This window comes from Vreelandella arctica, assembly GCF_037070215.1.
Classification (GTDB): Bacteria; Pseudomonadota; Gammaproteobacteria; order Pseudomonadales; family Halomonadaceae; genus Vreelandella; species Vreelandella arctica.
Genome location: NZ_JBANSN010000001.1, coordinates 72,566 through 93,169, shown reverse-complemented (window position 1 = coordinate 93,169; position 20,604 = coordinate 72,566). Strand labels below are relative to the sequence as shown.

Here is a 20,604-nt window from a genome sequence, read left to right as displayed (position 1 = left end):
AAGGGGGTCAAGGCCTGCGTTTTTTTGAAGCAAACGATGAAGGTGTAAGGAAGGAACAAATATAGAAATGGTGGGCCCAGTAGGACTTGAACCTACGACCAAGGGATTATGAGTCCCCTGCTCTAACCAACTGAGCTATAGGCCCGAAAAGCGTGCATATCATAGCGAATGTGGCAGAGTGAGGCTACCCCCTTTGCGCTATCTTGATGTCATTACGGCACTTTATGTGGATTGGGCAGTCTGGTGAGTAGTTCTTTATGCGGAGACGCGTTGTGAAAGCATTGATTGCTCTATTTCCCCTATTGTTGGCAGTGCCAGCTTTCGCTGACTGGCAGCTTGACCCTGCCCAGTCCCAGGTGCAGGCGTCGATTACTCAGTTGAACGGCGAAGCACCGCAAACTCATCACCACCAAGTACGTGATCTGCAGGGTGATATCTCCAGCGATGGTACGCTTCGACTGCCGTTAAAACTTAGCCAAACAGATGTGCTTGAGCGGTTTGGCGAACTTCCGCCGTGGATAGGTTTGTTGGCGAACACCACTTTAGTGACGCTGGTGGCGCAGATGCCACCCGAGCGGTTGGACAGCTTAGATATTGGTGAATCACTGGTGGAGACGCTGGAGTTTCGCGTTCAGTCCGACATGATAAACCAGCAGGAATCCGTGCCGCTGCGGTTTACCCGCGAAGGTTTGAATGAGATACGCGTGACCCACGCAGAGCCCATGGCGATGGATGGCAGAGCGCTGATGGCCAACAGCACGGTGCGTACCGTGCTGTCGATGCTGGGCTATCAGGAGATTGACGAGCATGTACCCGTCACCCTCAATGCGCTTTTAGTTAACCGTTAAAGATTAGCCCCTGAGTACTTCTACATCACCCGCCTGGGCTTCGCCGGTTTGTACTCGCCATTGGGCGGCGTAGTGGCCGTTAGCTTCCAATAGGGTTGAGTGGCTGCCGCGCTCGGCCACTTGGCCTTTCTCGATCACTACGATCTCATCGGCATGCACGATGGTAGAGAGCCGGTGGGCAATCATAATCACCGTGCGACCATGGGCGATGCGCTTAAGCGAGCGCTGAATGGCCGCCTCGGTCTCGTTATCGACTGCGCTGGTGGCTTCATCCAGCACCAAAATAGGCGGGTCTTTAAGCAGCGCCCTGGCTAGAGAAAGCCGTTGGCGTTGGCCGCCGGAAAGCCGCACGCCCCGCTCCCCTACTGGCGTGTCCAGCCCTTGGGGCAACGTCTCGATAAAGCTCCACGCTTCGGCCGTTTTGGCGGCATCGATAATGGCGGCTTCGTCTGCATCAGGTTTGCCGTAGGCGATATTGTCGCGAATGCTGCCTTCAAATAGATACACGTCCTGGCTGACCAGGCCAATCGACTGGCGTAGCGAGTTCATGCTGACGTCGGTTATCGGTTGCCCGTCGATAAGCACCCGCCCACTTTCCGGGTCGTAAAAACGCAGCAGCAGTTTGATCAAGGTGGATTTTCCCGATCCCGTCGCCCCCACCAACGCTAAGGTGTTGCCCGCTGGCACGTGCAGGTGAATGCCATCGACCCCGACAAGGCTGGTCGCGTAGTGAAAACTCACATTATCAATCGTTACTTCGCCACATACTGGCTGGGTAAGCGGTGTCGTGCTGTCATCTTTGACCGTAATCGGCACTTCGAGCAGGTCAAGAATGCGCCGCGTGCTCGCCATGGCACGCTCAAACAGGTCAATCACCTGGGCCAGGCCGGTGAGCGGCCAGAGCAGTCGCTGAGTTAAAAACACCAGCACGCCGTAAGCGCCTACGTTCAGGTTGCCGTTGAGCGCCATCATGCCGCCAACGGTAAAGGTGGCGAGAAAGCCTGCTAAAATCGCCATGCGGATGACCGGAATAAACGCGGAGCTAACCTTGATCGCGCGGCGATTGGCTTCTACATAGGCTTCGCTGGCATCGCGTAGGCGTTCGGCTTCGCGGTCTTCGCTGGTAAAGCTTTTAATCGTGGCGATGCCGCTGAGGTTATTGGTTAACCGGCTGGCCAAATCACCGACCTTTTCACGCACATCGCTGTACAGCGGCCCGGCTTTACGCTGGAAGAAGAACGCCCCCCAGATAATCAGCGGAATCGGTGTGAACGCCAGCAGCGCTATCAGCGGCGAAAGCACGAAGAACACCGCGCCCACGGCTACCACGGTGACCACCACCTGAATCAGCGCGTTGGCTCCGCCATCCAGAAAGCGCTCAAGCTGGTTCACATCATCGTTCATGGTCGCTACAAGCTGGCCGGAGCTTTTCGACTCAAAGAACGCCATATCCAGCCGCTGGGCGTGCTCATAAGTATCCTGGCGCATATCCGCCTGTAGCCGCTGGGCTAAGTTGCGCCATAAAATCTGGAACAGGTACTCAAACAGTGACTCCCCTGCCCAGATAAAAAACGTCAGCACCGCCAGCATCGTGATCTGCTGTTGGGGTGTTTGAAACCCCAAACTTGCCACAAAGCTCTGCTCTTGATTCACCACCACATCGATGGCGACCCCAATCAATATCTCTGGGGCAATATCAAACAGCTTGTTGATAACTGAACAGGTAGTGGCGGCAACAATGCGTCGCCGATAGCCCTTGGCGTAGCGCAGTAGCCGCACCAAAGCTTGAAAACTGTGCGCAGGAGAGGACACAAGTATTCCTTTCTAAGATTGTTTTAGGCCTAAGCTAGCCACTCACCGATGAGCGCCGCACATTGGCAAGCAGCGGGCTACCGGTATCAGGGTCGGTTAATAGTGTGCACTCTACTTGATAAAGCGTGCGTACTAAATCTTGAGTGACCACCGTGGCGGGCGGCCCCTCCGCCACAATCTGCCCTTCGCGCATGGCGATTAAGTGATCCGCGTAGCGGCAGGCGCTGGCGAGGTCGTGCAGTACCATCACCACGGTGCGACCGTGATGGGCAAGGTGCTGAACCAGTTCGAACACTTCGATCTGATGGCCAAGATCCAGTGCCGAAGTGGGTTCATCCAGCAACAGTAGCGGGGTTTGTTGAGCGATGGTCATGGCGATCCAGGCGCGTTGCCGCTGCCCCCCGGAAAGCGCGTCAATTGGCCGATCGGCGAGTTGCTCAAGCCCTGCTGCGGCCAGCGCGTGCTGGACGACTCGCTGGTCCTCCGCTGACCACTGGCGGAGCCACCCTTGATGGGGCTGGCGGCCAAAGCGAATCAGCTCTGTGACGCTTAAGCCTTCAGGCGCGACGGCCTCTTGAGGCAATAGCGCCAGCTGCGTCGCCAACTGGCGCGTGGGAAGGCGCTGTATATCGGCGCCATCCAGCAGCACCGCCCCGCTGTCAGGCTTATGAAGGCGCGCAAGCCCGGCCAATAGCGTTGATTTCCCACAGCCGTTGGGGCCCACAATGGCGGTGACTTGGCCGCTGGGTAGGGTGATATCCAAGCCATCAATCACCTGCCGGGCGCCATAACTCATGCCGAGTGATTGAGTCGCCAGTGAAGGCATTGATAAGGGCATTGATGTCGCCGGGGAATGGCTCATGTGTAGCTCCGTTGCGGGCGCATTAATATCCAAAGTAGCCAGGGGCCACCCAACACTGCAGTGACAATACCCACAGGAATCTCAATCGGTGCGAGCAGCGTGCGCCCGGCTAAATCAGCCAGCACCATCACTAATGCCCCCGCCAGCGTTGCCGCCAAAATAGGCACGCCGCGTGAACTCGACAGCGACCGGGCGATCTCGGGGCCAATTAGCCCCACCATACCCACCGGCCCAGCAACAGCGACCGCCAACCCCGTCAGTGCAACCGAAAGCAGCAGCACTTCCAGTCGGCGTCGTTTGACGTTAACCCCCAAGCCGCTGGCGGTGGCATTTTTAAAACGTAGCAGCGTTAGTGAACGGGCCAGCACCAGGGCGGTGGGCAGCCCTAACGCTAACCCGAGCATGAGTAGCTGTAGCGCGCCACTAGGCCGGGCATTCAGCGAACCAACCGTCCAGGGGTAGGCAGCGTTGGCGGTATCAATCGCCACCCGAGCAAGGAGCAGCTGCGTCACCGCACCAAATACCGCGCCAACGCCAATCCCCGCAACGATAAAACGGTAGCCCTGGGTGCCACTACCCGCCGCTAAACCAAAGGTAAGCACTGCCGCCGTGGTCGCGCCTGCCAATGCCATGGCGGGCGGTGCAATTGAAACACCTATCCCTACGATGGATGCCACGGCAAACGCCGTTGCGCCATTATCAATGCCGATAATACCCGGCGTCGCTAGGCGATTGCGGGCTAACGTTTGCATCAAAATGCCTGCCAGTGCGAAGGCAGCTCCGGTGAAGCAAGCGGCAGCCAACCGTGGCAAGCGTAGTTCTTGCACCACAAAGGCTGCCATCATGTCAGCGTTGCCCACCAGCGCTTGTAACACCGCCGTCGGGGCGACCTTAACGCTGCCCAGACTTAGATAAATAACGCTGGCGACGAGCAACGCGCCGAATAGACCCAGATTGACCACCACCGCACGCTGTTCAAACAGTACGCTGTTCGCACCCTGTTGATGGCGCCAGGCGAATCGCCAATACCCTTGAGGCGGCGAGACTGTGTCGTTGTCACCCGAAGCCGCTCGGGCTGTATCAGAGAAAGGCATAGAGGTGGATTTAATTGATGTGGTTTTCATGAACCAGCTCATAACATCGGTAAGCGGCGCGCACGCACGACCGCTATCAATACAGGTGCACCGCATAGCGCAGTGAGTACGCCCAGCGGTAACTCGGAAGGGGCGACCACCACACGCGAGATGATATCGGCGGCTAACACGATCAGTGGCCCAATGGGCAGACAAAACAGCAGCGTGCGGCGAATATCAGGCCCGGCAAAGGCTCGTGCAACAAACGGCACCACCAGCCCGACAAAGGCGATTGGCCCGGCAATAGCAGTGGCCGCGCCAACCAATAGCGCCACACAGGCCACGACCAGCCAGCGAATAAGGTTAGGGTGGTGACCTAATCCCGACGCAACCCGCTCACCTAAGGCCAGCGCGGCTAATGGCCGGGCGGTCAATATGACGACCACAGCCGCAACCAACATGCTAGGCAGCACCGCTAGCAAGTCGTCTAAGCGGCGGCCTGCCAAACTGCCAATCACCCAGAAACGAATTTCATCCGCGGCGCGCTGATCATAAAGCAGTATCAATGAGGTGAGTGAGGCCAGCAGCCCAGAAAACGCAGCCCCGGCGAGCACCAACCGGATAGGGTCATTGCCTACGCCACGAAAGCGCGCCACGCTCAATACACATACGCAGCCCACCAACGCACCTAGCTGCGCCACTGAAATACGCAAGGTAGCGGCACTGGCGCCGAGCACTAGCGCCAGCGCCACGGCAAAGGCAGCTCCTGCGCTAACGCCTAAAAGCCCCGGCTCAGCCAGCGGGTTGCGGGCCACCGCTTGCAACAGCGCCCCCGCCACCCCTAACGCCATCCCCACCACGATGCCGATTAACGTTCGCGGTGCGCGCAGCTCCCACACGATAAAATGCGCTTCGCTATCCTGGGCACCGAAAAGTAGCGCCAACACCCGACCGGGGCCAACACTTCCCGCGCCAATCAGTAGGCTAACGAGGCTCACCGCCATTAAGGCGGTGAGGAGTAGCAGTATCAGCGTACGCGGATGGGTACGGAGGTTAGTCGTTGCAGAAGATGGAACTGTCACGGCAATAGCGCCGCCTCTATATCATCAAGGATCGCTTGCGCCGCTAGCGGGCCGTTGGCGCTGGTCCATAGCTGGCCGTCTACCGGGACCACTCGCTCTTGCTGCACGACATTAAGCCGCGTAAAGGCACTGCTCTGTTTGGCCGCCTCCAACGCTGCTTGGCCGTCTTCGTTTAGCGTTGCCAGGAACAGCCAGCCACCGTCCACTTGTGAGAGGTTTTCCAAGCTAAGCACATCGCTATGCACGCCACGCTCACCCACCAATCCGCCGTCCTGAACATCCAAGCCGGCTTGGGCTAAAAGTCCTGCTGAGAAGAGGTTTTGCGACATGACCATTGGGCCACCGGGCATCCAGCGAACCAAAAACGTACTGCCACCAACGCCTGCGGCCTCCACTGCTTGACCAACCTCGGCGGCGCGCTGCTCAACAGTCGCAATGGCTTCTGCAATCGCTGCTTGACGATTGAGCGCTTCGCCATAAAGGCGCGCTTCGTCTTTCCAGTTATCCGGAGCAAGCGGCTGAGTGGGTGGCACCACCGTGGGCGCAATGCGGGATAGCAGCTGATACTGCTCATCAGACAACTGGGCGGGGGCCAGAATCAAATCCGGCTGCTGAGCCAACACGGCTTCGATGTTGATCTCGCGCACCACACCCATAATCGCCGGCCGGTCATCGCCAAGATGCGCTTCAATATAGCTCGCCACGTTGTCGCCACCACGGGTGGTAACGGCACCTAGCGGTTTCACGCCTGCCGCCACGGCGGCGTCTAGCGCGCCTTCGTACAGCGTTACAACACGTTCCGGCGTACCTTTCACTTCTACATCGCCGTAAGCGGTATCGAGCGTGCGGGCTTGCGCAGTGGTGGTGCCTAAAACGCTGACGACTAACGCACTGAGTAGCACGCCAACCATGTTGAAGCGCCAGCTCTTATGACGTGCGGTGGCTATTGCTGGGATGATAACCGACATAGCTTTCTCTCAAGACAAAACATTGAGACAGATAGTAACGATTATCAAAAGCACCTGCACTACTATTCAGCAGAATCTTACGTTCCATTTCTTGCAACCCATCGACGACTTATACGTTTCACTTTATGCAACAAATCGTTCCTCAATTTTGCATCGCAAATAGGAACTTTTCTTTTTAGACTCTCAACCCTATTTGATAATAAATATCATTGACAAGCGAAACGTATTACCAAGGGGTCCTTCATGCAAGACTTTACTCGCCGCATTTTAACCAGTGCTATTGCACTAGCCGCTGGCTCTTCGGGCGCCTATGCGCAAGACACTACTCAGTTAGACAACATGGTGGTGTCTGCCAGTGGCTTTGAGCAAGCCATGGTGGACGCACCGGCCAGCATCTCGGTGATCTCACGTGAGGAACTTGAGCGCACGCGTGTCACTAGCATTGCCGATGCCCTGCGCGATATTGAAGGCGTCGATGTAGGTGGCCAAGTGGGTAAAACGGGTGGCAGTAATATCAGCATCCGCGGCATGCCTAGCGACTACACGTTGATACTGATCGACGGACGCCGTCAGAATGCGGCGGGCAGCGTTACGCCTAACGGCTTTGGCGAAACCTCGACCAGCTTCTTCCCCCCCGTATCCAGCATCGAGCGCATTGAGGTTATTCGTGGGCCGATGTCGACGCTTTATGGCTCCGATGCCATGGGCGGTGTTATCAACATTATTACCCGCCGTGTTGGCCGTGAATGGACGGGCTCGGTGGGCGTCGAGAATACCTTTAACCAGGATCGTGACTTTGGCGACCGCCGTGAAATCAACCTCTATACCAGTGGCCCAATAGTGGCAGACACACTGGGTGTTCAACTACGTGGACGCTTCTATGAGCGCGACGCCTCCGAGCTTGTCTATAGCGACGAGAACGGTGACCCGATTGAAGTCAGCCAGCGCGGCCCCAGCCCGGTGGAGGGCGATATTTACAACCTGGGCGGCAAGCTGACCTGGACGCCTAATGACAACAATGATCTCTGGATGGATGGTGAGGTCAATCGACAGCGCTATAACAACGATGAATGCCAGCTAGGCACGCTTGACGGACGCACTCGTAGCTGCGACCCGGAACCAGGCGAAGCATTTGGCTACTCTGACGAACTGCGCTTTGAGCGTGAACAAGTCGCGATTGGTCACACGGGGCGTTTTGCATCAGGCACGTTGGAAACGAGCCTAATGCGCAACACTACCGAAACCAAAGGGCGCACCATGCCAGGTGCAATCGGTGAAGCTTACGACGGTTTTCCAGGCATTGTCGGTGGCGACCCGCGCGAACTCGAGACCACGAATACGGTACTCGATAGCAAGTTCATCATGCCGTTAGACAATCATATGACCACGGTGGGAATGCAGTGGTGGGATGCGGAACTCGATGACGGCCTTGCAGGGGAAACTTTCGAGCAAACCACTTGGTCGCTATTTGCTGAAGACGAGTGGCTGCTACAAGACGATTTAGCCCTTACCTTAGGCGGTCGCTATGACCACCATGATGCTTTTGGCAGCCAGTTCAGCCCACGCGGCTACTTGGTTTGGAATACTACCCCGGAGTGGACGCTAAAAGGCGGTGTTAGCCGCGGCTATAAGACCCCAACGCTTAATGCGCTGCACGCTGGCATTAATGGTGTCACCGGACAGGGTACCGTGCTGACCATCGGTAACCCTGACTTGGAGCCGGAAACCAGCACCAGCAGCGAGATCGGCGCTCACTACGATAATCAACAGGGTTTCACCGCCAGCGCGACGCTGTTCTACAATCAGTTTGACGACAAGATCGCCAGTGGCAACGATATCTTGATCGAAAACGATCCGCTGATTCCCGACGGTCTTTATGGCCAAGATATCAATATTGATGAAGCCATCACCCAGGGCATCGAGCTAGCCGCCAGCTATCAGTTCAATCCCGATTGGCGTTTGAATGCCAATTACACCTATACCGATAGTGAACAGCAAAGCGGCGAAAATGAAGGCGATCCGCTTACCGATACCCCAGAACACGCGGTCAATGCCACGCTGCGCTGGCAAACCACTGCGAAATTGGATACATGGCTTTCAGCGGAATACCGCAGCGAGCGCTACCGTAATCGCGAAAGCGTTCGGGGCGCCCCTTCCTATGATGATTTAGGTGATTTTAAAGCCTACTCGCTATTTCACCTGGGCGGTAATTACGCGGTGACCGATAGCCTTAACCTAAGCGCCACGATCTACAACCTGTTTGATAAAGACTTCGTTGACTACCGCGCCTATGGCGATGGCACTAGCTTTGGCAATGTGTACGCCAATAGTGAGGAAGGCCGCCGCCTGTGGCTCTCCGCCCGCTACGAGTTTTAATCGGTTTCAGCTCGCTACTGTTTCAATGCTGACTTCTGCCCCGGCTATGCGCCGGGGCTTTTTTGATAATTAGCACGCGCTCTTCTTAGCCAAAAAAAGGCGGCTATCGCTGGATAGCCGCTGCAGTAGTGCACCTATTACTGGAAAACTGGTTTAGAACGCAACGTTGAGACCCAACCAAACCCGGCGGCCATCTTCTACATAGCCGTACTCGTCGTAATCGATCGCTTCGTCGAACAGGTTGTAGATGCCGGCGTTGAGCTGCGTTGTTTCATTAAGCTGATAGCCCACGCCTGCATCTATAAAGGTGTAGGAAGGTGCCACAATGGCGCTTTGCGAGGGGCCGGTATTGGGCTGGCTCTCTTCACCGCGGTAGGTCGCTTTGGTCCACTGGCGCAGCTTGGGCGAGACTTGCCAATCTAGCGTGGCCGATACCTGATGGCGCGGGAGCTGGGTGAGCGGTTCGCCTGCGTACTCACCGCTCTTCTGCTCGCTGTCGGTAAAGGTGTAGCTGGCTGTTAGTTCAACTGCCTCGCCTAGGGGCGCCGCTATGCTTGCCTCTACCCCTTGTGTGACCGCTTCATCAATGTTGATGCGATAAGTAGGATCGCTGCCGAACTGGTTGGGTTCATCAGCACACACACCTTCGGGGCAGGCAATGCGGGTGATTTTATCTTTGAAGTCATTATGGAACAGTGTGATACCGCCACTTAGCCCGGCGTCATTGGCATACAGCAGCGCCAGTTCCTTATTGAGCGAGGTTTCTGGTTCTAAATCCGGGTTACCATAAACGTCACCGCCTCGGCTGATTTGCCCCCAGTCAGCAGTGGCTTCGCGCAGGTTAGGCGAACGGAAGCCGGTGGAAACTCCGCCTTTTAACGTCCAATCTGGGGTCATGTTCCACACACTGTAGAGCCGCGGGCTGATATGGCTGCCGTAGTTTTCAGCATCGTCTAACCGTATACCGCCAGTCAACGCCCAAATATCGGTCAGCAGCCACTCATCTTCTGCAAACAGAGCCCACTGCTGCTGCTCTACGTTAGTACGATCGGAAATCTGGTTGGTCGTGTTGTCATCCAGCGACTCCTCTTCGTAGCTCGCGCCCAAGGTGAGCATATGGGAACCCAACGGCATCACCAGGCTGGTTTTAGCGGTGGTGTTGGTGATCTCAATTTCCCGCGATGGGTTTTCGCTGGTTTCCCGCTGGACAAAGCTTTCGCTGGTGCCAATATCAAAGCGGCCGCTATGGGTCAGAGCAACATGCCGATTGGTATAATCGTTGAAGCTATCCGTGCAGCCACCTCGGCAGCCTTCTGAGGGCGCCGAGTTACCCATCAGCGATTGACGCTCCTGCTCGGTAATACCGGCTTCAGCGGTAAAGTCGTGGTTATCCGAGGCGGCAAGACTGAACCGTGCCGTCAGGCTTTGCAGGCTTTTATCTTCGTAACCGTTAATGATGTTGTCTTCGTCGCGCTGTGAGGTACGACCATAGAGTTGGAGACCTAACCGATCACCTATTAATGGCCCACTCAGATAAAAATTGGCTTGGCGGCTGTCACCAGAATCACTGCTCTCTTGCAGTACCGTGTCGAGCTGGACATTACCGTGCCACTCCTGGGCAACTTTGCGGGTAATCACGTTAATCACACCGCCAATGGCATCGGAGCCGTAGAGCGTCGACATTGGCCCACGTACCACTTCAATACGCTCGATTGCCTGCAGTGGCGGCAGCCAATCCTGTTCAAAACCGGCGCTACCATTGGGCCGAGACTCACGAGAATTTTGCGGGCGCCCATCCACCAGTATCAGCGTGTATTGGGAGGGCATGCCGCGGATAGAGATATCGTGGCCGTTATCCCCAGCGCCGCCACCGGTCACGATCACACCGGGCACATCGCGCAGCGCATCGGTAACATCTTGATAGTGGCCTCTTTCCAATTCCTCGCGTGAAATCACACTAATAGACGCTGGCGCATCCGAAACTGACTGTTCAAAGCCGGAGGCAGTCACCACCATATCATCTAACCGTGGCGCTTCTTGTGCCCACAGGGGGCCGCTGGAAAAAGTAGAGATAGCACTAGCCAGCAGCGTTCGGCGCAAACAGGGAGACATAGAAAAAGTCCTTCATGTAAGTGAGCAATTGCCCTATAAATGGGAATTATTAGCATTTGCATTTTTGCACACTCTTTCCATAATGGGGTGAGACGGTGCGTTCAGCAAAACGGAACACAAATGCCTATTATTTTCATTCGCACCAAACAGTGGCACAATTAAACCTCACCCTTTGCCCGTGGGCCTGACCATGTATGACTTTGACGAACTCACCGCTTTTGCCGATGTAATGACCACGGGCAGCTTGACCCGCAGCGCGCAAACGCTCGGTTTAGCCAAATCGACCCTAAGTCGACGCATCAGTCAACTGGAAGCTCGGCTTAACCAGCCGCTGCTAAGACGCCAAGCCAACCGCTTAATCCCCACGGAAGCTGGGCTGCTGTTTCACAACTACTGCACTGAACTTTTGGCGATGGCGGCCCATAGCCAGGAGGCGCTGGCGGAGCTGCGTGAGGAGATCAGCGGTGAAATAACCCTTGAGGTACACGGTGCCTTAGCGCGTAGTTGGTTAGCGAGCGCCATTGATGCCTTCTTGAACCGGCACCCCAAGGTAGAACTAACGCTACACACTCGTGAAACGCCGCCAACTAAAATGCACAGTAATAGCGTGCATGTTTGGTTGGGGCCAACGCATGAGTGCGGGCTTAATCAGGAACGCTTGGGGTATTTAACCCGTGGTTTATATGCCAGCCCCCGCTATTTAGAAAGGGCTGGCATGCCTAAGCACCCCGAAGAACTTAATCAGCATGCTTGGATAGACCTTTTGAACTCAGCGTCAAATGGGCTACTGCTCTCACATCCTGAACACGGCGAGTACACCTTTAACCCGCCCCGCTCACGGTTAAGGGTGGATCTCACCGCCCTCCATATTGATGCCATCGCGCGTAGCCAGGGCATTGGTCTACTCGCTCACTGGTTAACCGCCAAACGTGAACAGCATCATCCGGGCGAGCTGATTAACTGCCTGCACGGCTGGGAGCCAGCCCCTTTACCGATCACGCTGCTTTACGCTTATGGCCACCAGTCACGCCGAACTCACGCCCTGTTGGAGTTTTTACGCAGCCAAGTGCCCGCCCAGTGGCGTACGTCCACCGCCGCTGCATAGACCCATTAAGTGTTTACCTTGCCAGTTAGCCCGCTTATTAACGACAATAGGCGCTTAATTATTGCCAAGGACAGTCAATGCTTGCCGAACTTTTTGCCGTCATGGCGCCCGTACTTGCCGGTGCAGGGCTTGGCTATTTATGGGTACGCTTAGGCCATCCTTACCCGGTCGACTTCATTACCCGTCTGGTATTTAACATCGGAACACCGTCACTGGTATTAGCGTCCCTGGCAGGCGCCGACATTGATGCCACCACCTTTGGCCAGACAATGCTGGCCGCCGCGTTGGTGATTCTCACCATGGGGGCCGCGACCTTTCTGGTCGCGAAACTGTTGCGCCGCAGCTGGCGGGTGTTAATTGCTCCCATGATGTACCCCAATACCGGCAACATGGGCTTACCGGTGGTGCTTTACGCTTTTGGCAGCGCAGGCTTTGCCTATGGCATCACGGTGATGGTTACCGTCTCGTTATTTCAATTCACCCTGGGCGCTGTCCTTAATAGCCAAGGTAATCCACTCAAAACCCTCGTTAAAACGCCAACCGTTTACGCCATTCTTATTTCTATGGCGCTGTTGCTGACCGGTACCTCGCTGCCGCCCTGGTTGGCGAACACAGTAGATTTAATGTCCGGTTTCACAGTACCGCTAATGCTGATTACGCTGGGCGTCTCACTGGCCAGTATCAAGGTCAAAAACCTGCGTTCGGGGCTAGGGTTTAGCTTAGTGCGCATCCCCCTTGCTGCGGTAGCCGCTTGGTTGATCGCTGGCTGGGTGGGCCTTCCCCCCCTCGCACAAAGCATTTTAGTAGTGCAGATGTGTATGCCCGTGGCGGTATTTAACTATCTATTTGCGCAACGCGCTCAGCGTGAACCTGTCTATGTTGCCAGCCTAGTGTTCTGCTCAACGCTGCTAGCGTTGGTTTATATACCGGTACTGCTCGCCATACTCATGTAAGCCCGCTTCTTTCAATAACGCCGTTTAAGCACTCTTAGCGGAACCCCGACGTGAGTGAAGAGTCACTGCTAGACTGTTATTAATAACGGGTACTAATGATAACGGGCATTAACATCACAGAGGGCACGCTATGCATTATGCCAATAAGAGTCACTCTACCCGCCTCTGGCTCGCGCCGGGGATTCGAGTAGCGGGGATTAGCGGGTTGATACTGGCGGCTACGATGAACAACGCGAACGCAGAAGTGATTGAGGCGTCGCTTGAAACTGAGCATTTAACCCTTTCTATGGAGCGTATCGCCGAGGGTTTCGAACACCCCTGGGCGGTTGCGTTTTTACCTGATGGGCGCTCGCTGGTCAGTGAACGCAGCGGGCAACTGACGCTTGTTGACCCCGAAAGTGGCGAAAAACGCTCCCTGGAAGGCATGCCAGACGTCAGCACGCAAGGCCAAGGCGGCCTGTTAGATATCGTTTTGCACCCTGATTTCAAAGATGGCAATGGCGCGGGTGACAACGACTGGATTTATTTCACCTGGAGCAAGCCCGATGGCAATAACACGCGTTCGGCGCTATCACGCGTACAATGGCTGGGCGACGAACTGGGTGAGGTAGAACACTTATTTGAACAGGACCGCGCCTCTGGGCCTGGCCGCCATTATGGCTCGCGACTCGCTTGGCTACCTGATGGCACGCTGCTAATGAGCATTGGCGACCGCGGTAGTGAGCCGCCTCGCGCCCAAGCAAGCGATGACCACGCGGGCTCAACATTGCGCCTTACCGCCACCGGCGGCGTGCCTGATGACAACCCTTTTGTAGACGATGACGCCACACTGGACGAAATCTATACCATGGGTAACCGTAATATTCAGGGCATGACCGTGTTGAGTAACGGCCAAGCTTGGGTATCCGAGCACGGCCCGCGAACCGGCGACGAGCTTAACCATATCGAAGCAGGCAATAACTATGGCTGGCCGGACGTCAGTCAGGGCAATGACTACGCCACCAATGAACCGATTGGCGAAGACTCACTGCCCGGCATGGTGAACCCGGTATATGTGTTTGAAGGCCGCTTTGCACCCGCCGGACTTGCAGAAGTGACTAGCGACGCGTTTGGCGAGTGGAAAGGTAACTTATTGGCTGGCGGTCTCGGCAGTGAAAAGCTACTTCGCTTGCGCTTAGAGAATGGTAACGTAGCCGAAGAGGAACTGATTCTTAATGGTGACATTGGCCGTATTCGTGATGTTCGCCAAGGCCCGGACGATGCCATCTATCTGCTTACCGATGCCCCACAGGGTGGTCTTTATCGCTTGGCGCCAACGAAACAGTAACGCCTCAAGCATTTACTGATACTAAAATGTATTAACACCACTATGGGCGCCGCATGCGACTACGCAATTTAATAATTTTAACGGTAATTGTGCCGCTTTTCGTCGTCCTAGTGGTGTTTAGCTTAGTCGCCATTAAATCGCTTGAGGATAACGTACGCTCAAAGCTACAAACGGAAGTAGAGATTATTACCCGCACGCTGAGCTCTTCGCTGAGTTACGCGGTCACGCCGGACAGCAGCACCCCGCTCGAAGAAGCGCTACAATCGGCGTTCTCGTTCCACCGCATTTATGGCGCCTATGTATTCGATACCGACGGGCGCGACATATACGGTCTAGGCCTTGGCAAAGACATTTTCAGCCGGGAAGAAATTCAGCAAGTCATTGAGCGCGATGATTTATATAGCAACTATCGGCAGCACGATGGCTGGAATTACTACTCTGCGTTGACACCCCTGCGTTCACAAGATGGCACTGTGTATGGCGTGCTGCAGGTTAACCGACTCAATACCGGCATTGAGAGCTATACTGGCTTTATCAGCATTGTGGCCGTGTTGGTATTTGTGGTCGGCGCTGCAGGGATTGTATTTAGTATTTGGTGGGGGTTTCGCCGCCATATCGAGCGCCCGCTTAATCGGCTGCTGCACGTAATGCTGCTGGTGGAAGACGGTGACCGCAGCCAGCGTGCCGCCGAAGACGGCCCTACCGAATATCGCCGCCTCGCCTCTGGTTTAAATGGCATGCTGGACGCGATGGCAGAGAAAGACCAAGAAATCGAAGACCGCCAGCGGCGTGAAATAGAGCTTGAAAAGCGTCTACGCAAATCGAAAAAATTAGCCGAACTAGGCGTTCTTGCAGCGGGGGTAGCCCACGAAATAGGTGCACCGCTAACGGTAATCAATGGCCAAGCTCAACGCCTGGCTCGCCGCGATGTCATTGGTGATGACGAGCGAGCAAGACTCGGACGCATTCGCGGCGAAGTGGAACGCATCGTTGAAATTGTGCGTCAATTGATGGAATTAGGCCGTCAACATAACGTAGAGAAAGGCGAGTTAGCACTCGATCAGCTTATTATGAGCGCCAGTGATTTGGTTGAAGAGGAGCTTGAACCGCGCAACATTCGTCTAGACATTGAATTACCGTCACCGACACCCAACTTAATCGCTAATGGTCAGCAGCTTATTCAGGTGCTGACCAATTTACTCAGAAATGCGGCGCAAGCGCCCGACGTAAGCCGCATCAGAGTTCGAGCCCAACAGCAAGAACACGAATTAGTACTGTGGGTAGAAGATGATGGCCCGGGCATACCCGACTCTCATCATCACAAAGTGTTCGATCCATTTTTTACCACCAAACCCGTCGGCCAAGGCAGTGGTTTGGGGCTCTCTATGGTACATCGCATTATTAACGACCACGGCGGCACGATCGGCGTGTTTGACAGCGTCCTTGGTGGCGCTGGTTTTGAAATTACACTACCCCTTAGTGAAACCGCATCCGCGTGAGGACAACGTTTGTGACCCATCAGGAACACCTTTTACCTTTATTGGTGGTGGAAGATGACGCCGCTATACGTGAGTTATTAGAGGAAGAACTGCAGGATGCAGGCTATACCACGCTGGGCGTCCCTAGCGCTGAAGAAGCTATTGCCCTATTGAGCCACACCACCGTCTCGCTGGTAATTACCGACGTACGTTTGCCGGGTATGACTGGCATACAGTTACTTCAGCAACTCCGCCAAGCGGGCAGTGAGTTGGGCATTATCGTGATTACCGCCTTTGGTACCATTGATCAGGCGGTCGAGGCATTAAAACTCGGGGCTGACGACTTTTTAACCAAGCCACTCGATTTGGATGCAATCCGGGAAGCCGTTTTTCGTGTGCTAGAACGGCAGCGTTTAGCAGTCTTCCACGATACCGATATCAGTCACTTTCATGGCATCGTGGGTAAAAGCCAAATCATGCAGGCGCTGTTTCACGATGCCTCTCGGTTAGCCAAAAGCGATGCCCCCATCCTCATTTTAGGTGAAAGCGGCACCGGTAAAGAGCTACTTGCTCGCGCCATTCATCAGGAAAGCCCGCGTAACGACCAGCCCTTCGTACCAGTTAACTGCGCGAGCATTCCCGCCGACTTGATGGAAAGTGAGTTCTTTGGCCATGTAAAAGGCGCTTTTACCGGCGCTAGCGAAGCGCGCAAAGGGCTATTTCAAAGCGCCCAGGGCGGCAGCCTGTTCTTAGATGAAATTGGTGAAATGCCGATTAATCTGCAGGCTAAATTGCTGCGTGCCCTGCAGGAGAAAACCGTGCGTCCAGTGGGTGGCGAGCGCGAAGAGCCGGTGGATGTGCGAATCATCGCTGCGACCCATCGCAATCTAGAAAAAGAGATAGAGCAAGGTAACTTCCGTAGCGACCTTTTTTACCGGTTGGAAACTTTTTCGCTGCGTATCCCGCCTCTGCGTGAGCGCGGCACCGATATCGAGCATCTTGTTTTTGCCCTTATCGATAAGCACTCTGAGGCACAGGGCAAGCAGATTGAGAAAATCGAACCCGAAGCACTCAGTAATTTGCTCAATTACGCCTACCCCGGCAACGTGCGCGAATTGGAAAACGCCATTATGCGCGGCGTTACGCTGAGCGAAGATGGCTCGCTAAGCCACAAGGATTTACCCGAGCGCCTGCGGGAGCAATCAACGGTGGAAACCGGCACGCCTATAGTGCCTTCCGTCAGTGGCGAACTACTCGCGGGCGGCCAACTGCCAGCCCCGCCTCCGATCCGCTGGCCCAGCTTGGAAGAAGTCGAAAAACGTTATATTAACAAAGTCTTGGAAGCCACAGGGGGCAATAAACGGCGCACCGCAGAGGTGCTGGGCATCGCACGCAGAACACTCTACCGCCGCCTTGAAGATAATGAAGAGTAATTAACGCGACCCTGCTAGCTGATTAAACAGGATAAAAAAAACCCCCGCGGGCGCGGGGGCGGAAAGGATGGCAAACCGTGTGGAGCAGCCGCAGGGAACAGACAGCTGATGCGATTTACCATCGTAGGGAGCGGTACACTAACAATTACTAATGTCTAGCCATTACTGATTACTGGTTTCCTCACCATCGTCATCTGGGGTGGTATCTGTATCTTCACTGTCTCCCGGCATCGGGTCAGTGCCTTCACCGAAACCCGCTTCATCTTCTTCGGGGTTCATTGTTCCCGTGGCGGGCTCAGCCATTGTGTCTTCAGGCATAGGCTCTTCAGACGCCATAGGCTCTTCAGATTCCGCGCCTGAACTTTGAGTCATGGACCCTTCTGAACCTGAATCTTGCTCCATTGCAGGCTCTTCACTCATGCTCGGCTCAGGTTCAGTGGTGGCATCTTGCTCCAGCGGAGAAGGCTCTTCCGCGGGCGTTGCTGGCTCTTCATTATCGCCGCAACCAGCCAATACGATGACACTTGCTGCTGTTGCCATCATGCACACCGTTAACCAACGTGGGCGCTTAGTAGCTTGCCGACTTTCAATTTGGTCATGTTGATTATCCATATCACCCACCTCCATTGATGAAACCGTTAATCTCTACTCTGCAACATATAATTAATAAAACGTTCACCTGATTAAATGAAAATTTGGCTTATACAAATAGTGACTCGGCTACCAAGCACATTCATTTAATGTGCCAACTTCCACATAAATAAAACAAAAACTTTAAAATCATAACGTTAAAAAATAATAAATATCAGCATCGACGGCAGCTGATCGAAATCAGGTGGGTAAAAAATGACACATGTAGCGTTAATTGCCCCGTTGAGCGAGCCGTTGTGACACATAGGCCCTACCTATGTATAATAATTATTAATAAATTAACCAACACAAGTTATCTTTTCTTTTATGAATGACGTTGTGCCGCGGCTAACGCTGCCATCAATGCACATTCATTCTGCTCAACAAAAAGGCACCGCCGATGGACGAGACACGACCCGTCAAAATTAAAGTGCGCGGCTTAAGCAAAGTCTTTGGCAAGCACCCTCAAAAAGCAATCGAGCTACGTAACCAGGGAATGAAGCGCCCGGAAATTCTGGAGAAAACAGGCCAGACGCTGGGGCTATCGGATATTTCGTTTGATGTCTATGAAGGCGAACTGCTGGTTATCATGGGGCTTTCAGGGTCAGGCAAGTCGACGTTGATTCGTTGCCTTAACCGCCTGATTGAAACGACCGAAGGTGAGATCGTCATCGACGGTGAAAATATCCCGACGCTGAAAGAGAAAGCGTTGCTGGAGTGCCGTCGCCGCCACTTCTCTATGGTGTTTCAGAATTTCGCGCTATTTCCTCACCGCACTGTGCAGCAAAACGCCGAGTTCGGTTTGGAAATTCGCGGCGTAGAGAAAGCAGAACGGCACAAGATTGCTCATGACTCGCTGAAACAGGTTGGCTTGGAGGGCTGGGAAGACGCCTACCCCAATCAACTTTCCGGCGGCATGCAGCAGCGCGTTGGCCTAGCCCGTGCATTGGCCAACGATGCCACCGTGCTGTTAATGGATGAAGCCTTCTCCGCACTCGACCCGCTAATTCGTAAAGACATGCAGCAAGAGCTTTTGCAACTGCAATCCAAAATGCAAAAGACCACCGTCTTCATCACCCATGACCTGGATGAGGCGCTCAACATTGGCGACCGCATCGTGCTGCTCAAAGATGGTGAAGTAGTACAGATCGGCACGCCGGAAGAAATTCTGACTAAGCCGGCGGATGACTATGTGCGGCGCTTTATCGAAGGGGTTGATCGGTCACGTATTCTGACCGCTGAAAGCGCCATGCGTCCGCTACGCACCACCGCCCGCGAAAGCGATGGGCCGCGCACCGCCCTGCACCGTATGCGCGACCACACTATCGACTCTATCTACGTCGTTGATCGCGACCGTCGTCTGCTCGGCCTGCTGGAGGTGGATGCCGCTAGCCGCGCGATTGAAGAAGGGTCTGATTCAATCATTCCCTATTTAACCCAAGATTTCCGCAAAGTCCCTATGGATGAGCCGCTGCATAACCTGTTTGCCATGTTTAGTGAAAAGAGCTTCCCTATCGCCGTGATTGATCAGCAAGAGCAACTGCTTGGCGTGGTGGTAAAAGGCGCAGTACTTGATGAACTGGCACGAGCAGGAGAGCAATAATGGAAATCCCACGCATCCCGCTAGGGGACTGGATTGAAAGCGGCCTGACCTGGTTGACCAGCGAATACTCTTTGGTTACCCGTGGCATCTCACGCTTCACTCAAACCGGCATTGATTTTTTAAACGACAGTCTAATGTGGCTGCCTGAGTGGGCACTGCTCGGCTTGATAGCCCTGCTCTGCTGGAAGCTGGCGGGCCCTCGGTTAGCCATCGGCGCCGTCGCCGGGTTGGCTCTGATTTGGAACCTGGGCCTTTGGAACCCAATGATTGAGACGCTCACGCTGGTGGTATTTGCCACCATGGTGGCGGTGGTCATTGCATTACCTGTGGGCATCGCTGCGGCGCTATCCAATCGGCTTTACCGCGTGATAATGCCGATTCTGGACTTCATGCAGACCATGCCAGCGTTTGTTTATTTGATTCCCGCGATTCCGTTTTTCGGCATTGGCTCCGTCTCAGCAATTTTTGCAACGGTCATCTTCTCGATGCCACCGGCGATTCGCTTTACCACGCTGGGTATTCGTCAAGTTCCTGTAGAGCTCATCGAAGCCGCTGATGCTTATGGCGCTACACGGGGTCAGAAACTGTTCAAAGTACAGCTGCCGCTTTCATTACCCACAGTCATGGCGGGTATCAACCAGACCATCATGTTGGCGCTCTCCATGGTAGTGATTGCCGCCATGATCGGTGCGGATGGTTTGGGCAGCGAAGTATGGCGCGCTATTCAACGTCTGCGTCCTGGCGATGGTTTTGAAGCGGGTATTGCGGTGGTTATTCTAGCCATGCTGCTTGACCGCTTGACGCAGTCACTGAGAAAGACCCGATAACCGGAAAAATGCATCAATTAAGCAAAACGGCAGAAGCGACTGCGTTGAGCCAACCGCTTGCTAAGTCGCTTCTGGCTAAGCATGCTGTGTTTGGCAGCAGATCGTCACATTAATA

General features: G+C 54.8%; 16 protein-coding genes and 1 tRNA gene. 9 read left to right on the top strand and 8 right to left on the bottom strand.

The window, feature by feature from the left end; translation table 11 throughout:
* Positions 1-68: 68 nt before the first annotated feature.
* Positions 69-145: transfer RNA gene (locus V8L70_RS00430), tRNA-Ile, on the bottom strand.
* Positions 146-257: 112 nt separating this feature from the next.
* Between V8L70_RS00430 and V8L70_RS00425 the strand changes: the two genes are divergently transcribed.
* A complete protein-coding gene (locus tag V8L70_RS00425) occupies positions 258-848 on the top strand; it encodes a hypothetical protein (RefSeq protein ID WP_035586867.1) in 591 nt (196 codons plus the stop codon).
* Between the two features lie 3 nt (positions 849-851).
* On the opposite strand, the gene V8L70_RS00420 is transcribed toward V8L70_RS00425, so the two are convergent.
* From V8L70_RS00420 to V8L70_RS00400, 5 genes are all read right to left on the bottom strand, one after another.
* A complete protein-coding gene (locus V8L70_RS00420) occupies positions 852-2,660 on the bottom strand; it encodes an ABC transporter ATP-binding protein (protein WP_101145258.1) in 1,809 nt (602 codons plus the stop codon).
* 34 nt (positions 2,661-2,694) lie between these two features.
* Positions 2,695-3,522 (bottom strand): ABC transporter ATP-binding protein, encoded by an 828-nt coding sequence (locus tag V8L70_RS00415; protein WP_101145257.1) that lies wholly within the window; start codon positions 3,520-3,522, stop codon positions 2,695-2,697.
* The gene (locus V8L70_RS00410; RefSeq protein ID WP_431313207.1) at positions 3,519-4,616 is read right to left on the bottom strand and encodes a FecCD family ABC transporter permease; all 1,098 of its coding nucleotides are present in this window, start codon (positions 4,614-4,616) and stop codon (positions 3,519-3,521) included. Before V8L70_RS00410 ends, V8L70_RS00415 begins: the two co-directional genes overlap by 4 nt.
* 38 nt (positions 4,617-4,654) lie before the next feature.
* On the bottom strand, positions 4,655-5,599 hold the full coding sequence (locus V8L70_RS00405; RefSeq protein WP_232774508.1) for a FecCD family ABC transporter permease: 945 nt from the start codon (positions 5,597-5,599) through the stop codon (positions 4,655-4,657).
* A gap of 74 nt (positions 5,600-5,673) precedes the next feature.
* Positions 5,674-6,588, bottom strand: a complete 915-nt coding sequence (locus V8L70_RS00400) for an ABC transporter substrate-binding protein (protein ID WP_431313206.1) — start codon at positions 6,586-6,588, stop codon at positions 5,674-5,676.
* A gap of 300 nt (positions 6,589-6,888) precedes the next feature.
* Here V8L70_RS00400 and V8L70_RS00395 point away from each other — a divergent pair, with 300 nt between their 5' ends.
* Positions 6,889-9,021, top strand: coding sequence for a TonB-dependent receptor domain-containing protein (locus V8L70_RS00395; protein ID WP_101145254.1), 2,133 nt, complete (start codon positions 6,889-6,891; stop codon positions 9,019-9,021).
* 153 nt (positions 9,022-9,174) lie between these two features.
* Here the strand turns inward: V8L70_RS00395 and V8L70_RS00390 are convergent, their stop codons facing one another.
* Complete coding sequence (locus tag V8L70_RS00390) at positions 9,175-11,133, bottom strand: ligand-gated channel protein (RefSeq protein ID WP_101145253.1); 1,959 nt, start codon at positions 11,131-11,133, stop codon at positions 9,175-9,177.
* 190 nt (positions 11,134-11,323) lie between these two features.
* Between V8L70_RS00390 and V8L70_RS00385 the strand changes: the two genes are divergently transcribed.
* The 5 genes from V8L70_RS00385 to V8L70_RS00365 all read left to right on the top strand — a co-directional run bounded on the left by V8L70_RS00385 (position 11,324) and on the right by V8L70_RS00365 (position 17,429).
* A complete protein-coding gene (locus V8L70_RS00385; protein ID WP_101145252.1) occupies positions 11,324-12,238 on the top strand; it encodes a LysR family transcriptional regulator in 915 nt (304 codons plus the stop codon).
* Between the two features lie 77 nt (positions 12,239-12,315).
* Positions 12,316-13,191 (top strand): AEC family transporter, encoded by an 876-nt coding sequence (locus V8L70_RS00380; RefSeq protein WP_008958165.1) that lies wholly within the window; start codon positions 12,316-12,318, stop codon positions 13,189-13,191.
* A gap of 130 nt (positions 13,192-13,321) precedes the next feature.
* Positions 13,322-14,518, top strand: coding sequence for a PQQ-dependent sugar dehydrogenase (locus V8L70_RS00375; RefSeq protein WP_101145251.1), 1,197 nt, complete (start codon positions 13,322-13,324; stop codon positions 14,516-14,518).
* Positions 14,519-14,571: 53 nt separating this feature from the next.
* Positions 14,572-16,017 carry a sensor histidine kinase gene (locus V8L70_RS00370; protein ID WP_101145250.1) on the top strand — a complete coding sequence of 482 codons (1,446 nt, stop codon included), beginning with the start codon at positions 14,572-14,574 and terminating at the stop codon, positions 16,015-16,017.
* An 11-nt stretch (positions 16,018-16,028) separates the two neighbouring features.
* Complete coding sequence (locus V8L70_RS00365; protein WP_101145249.1) at positions 16,029-17,429, top strand: sigma-54-dependent transcriptional regulator; 1,401 nt, start codon at positions 16,029-16,031, stop codon at positions 17,427-17,429.
* Between the two features lie 162 nt (positions 17,430-17,591).
* On the opposite strand, the gene V8L70_RS00360 is transcribed toward V8L70_RS00365, so the two are convergent.
* Entirely contained in the window at positions 17,592-18,041 is a 450-nt protein-coding gene (locus V8L70_RS00360; RefSeq protein WP_101145248.1) for a hypothetical protein, read from the bottom strand.
* 418 nt (positions 18,042-18,459) lie between these two features.
* On the opposite strand from V8L70_RS00360, the gene V8L70_RS00355 reads away from it, so the two are divergent.
* Together V8L70_RS00355 and V8L70_RS00350 are read left to right on the top strand one after the other, a co-directional pair.
* Positions 18,460-19,662, top strand: a complete 1,203-nt coding sequence (locus V8L70_RS00355) for a quaternary amine ABC transporter ATP-binding protein (protein ID WP_101145247.1) — start codon at positions 18,460-18,462, stop codon at positions 19,660-19,662.
* Positions 19,662-20,489: an ABC transporter permease gene (locus tag V8L70_RS00350; RefSeq protein WP_101145246.1), complete on the top strand. Its 828-nt coding sequence runs from the start codon at positions 19,662-19,664 to the stop codon at positions 20,487-20,489. Before V8L70_RS00355 ends, V8L70_RS00350 begins: the two co-directional genes overlap by 1 nt.
* Positions 20,490-20,604 lie beyond the last annotated feature (115 nt).

Excerpts from the sequence above, each read along its gene's own strand:
- V8L70_RS00425 (WP_035586867.1), top strand. The coding sequence starts at position 258 with ATGCGGAGACGCGTTGTGAAAGCATTGATTGCTCTATTTCCCCTATTG.
- V8L70_RS00415 (WP_101145257.1), bottom strand. The coding sequence starts at position 3,522 with ATGAGCCATTCCCCGGCGACATCAATGCCCTTATCAATGCCTTCACTG.
- V8L70_RS00410 (WP_431313207.1), bottom strand. The coding sequence starts at position 4,616 with ATGCCTTTCTCTGATACAGCCCGAGCGGCTTCGGGTGACAACGACACA.
- V8L70_RS00405 (WP_232774508.1), bottom strand. The coding sequence starts at position 5,599 with ATGGCGGTGAGCCTCGTTAGCCTACTGATTGGCGCGGGAAGTGTTGGC.
- V8L70_RS00400 (WP_431313206.1), bottom strand. The coding sequence starts at position 6,588 with ATGGTTGGCGTGCTACTCAGTGCGTTAGTCGTCAGCGTTTTAGGCACC.
- V8L70_RS00395 (WP_101145254.1), top strand. The coding sequence starts at position 6,889 with ATGCAAGACTTTACTCGCCGCATTTTAACCAGTGCTATTGCACTAGCC.
- V8L70_RS00390 (WP_101145253.1), bottom strand. The coding sequence starts at position 11,133 with ATGTCTCCCTGTTTGCGCCGAACGCTGCTGGCTAGTGCTATCTCTACT.
- V8L70_RS00385 (WP_101145252.1), top strand. The coding sequence starts at position 11,324 with ATGTATGACTTTGACGAACTCACCGCTTTTGCCGATGTAATGACCACG.
- V8L70_RS00380 (WP_008958165.1), top strand. The coding sequence starts at position 12,316 with ATGCTTGCCGAACTTTTTGCCGTCATGGCGCCCGTACTTGCCGGTGCA.
- V8L70_RS00375 (WP_101145251.1), top strand. The coding sequence starts at position 13,322 with ATGCATTATGCCAATAAGAGTCACTCTACCCGCCTCTGGCTCGCGCCG.
- V8L70_RS00370 (WP_101145250.1), top strand. The coding sequence starts at position 14,572 with ATGCGACTACGCAATTTAATAATTTTAACGGTAATTGTGCCGCTTTTC.
- V8L70_RS00360 (WP_101145248.1), bottom strand. The coding sequence starts at position 18,041 with ATGGATAATCAACATGACCAAATTGAAAGTCGGCAAGCTACTAAGCGC.
- V8L70_RS00355 (WP_101145247.1), top strand. The coding sequence starts at position 18,460 with ATGGACGAGACACGACCCGTCAAAATTAAAGTGCGCGGCTTAAGCAAA.
- V8L70_RS00350 (WP_101145246.1), top strand. The coding sequence starts at position 19,662 with ATGGAAATCCCACGCATCCCGCTAGGGGACTGGATTGAAAGCGGCCTG.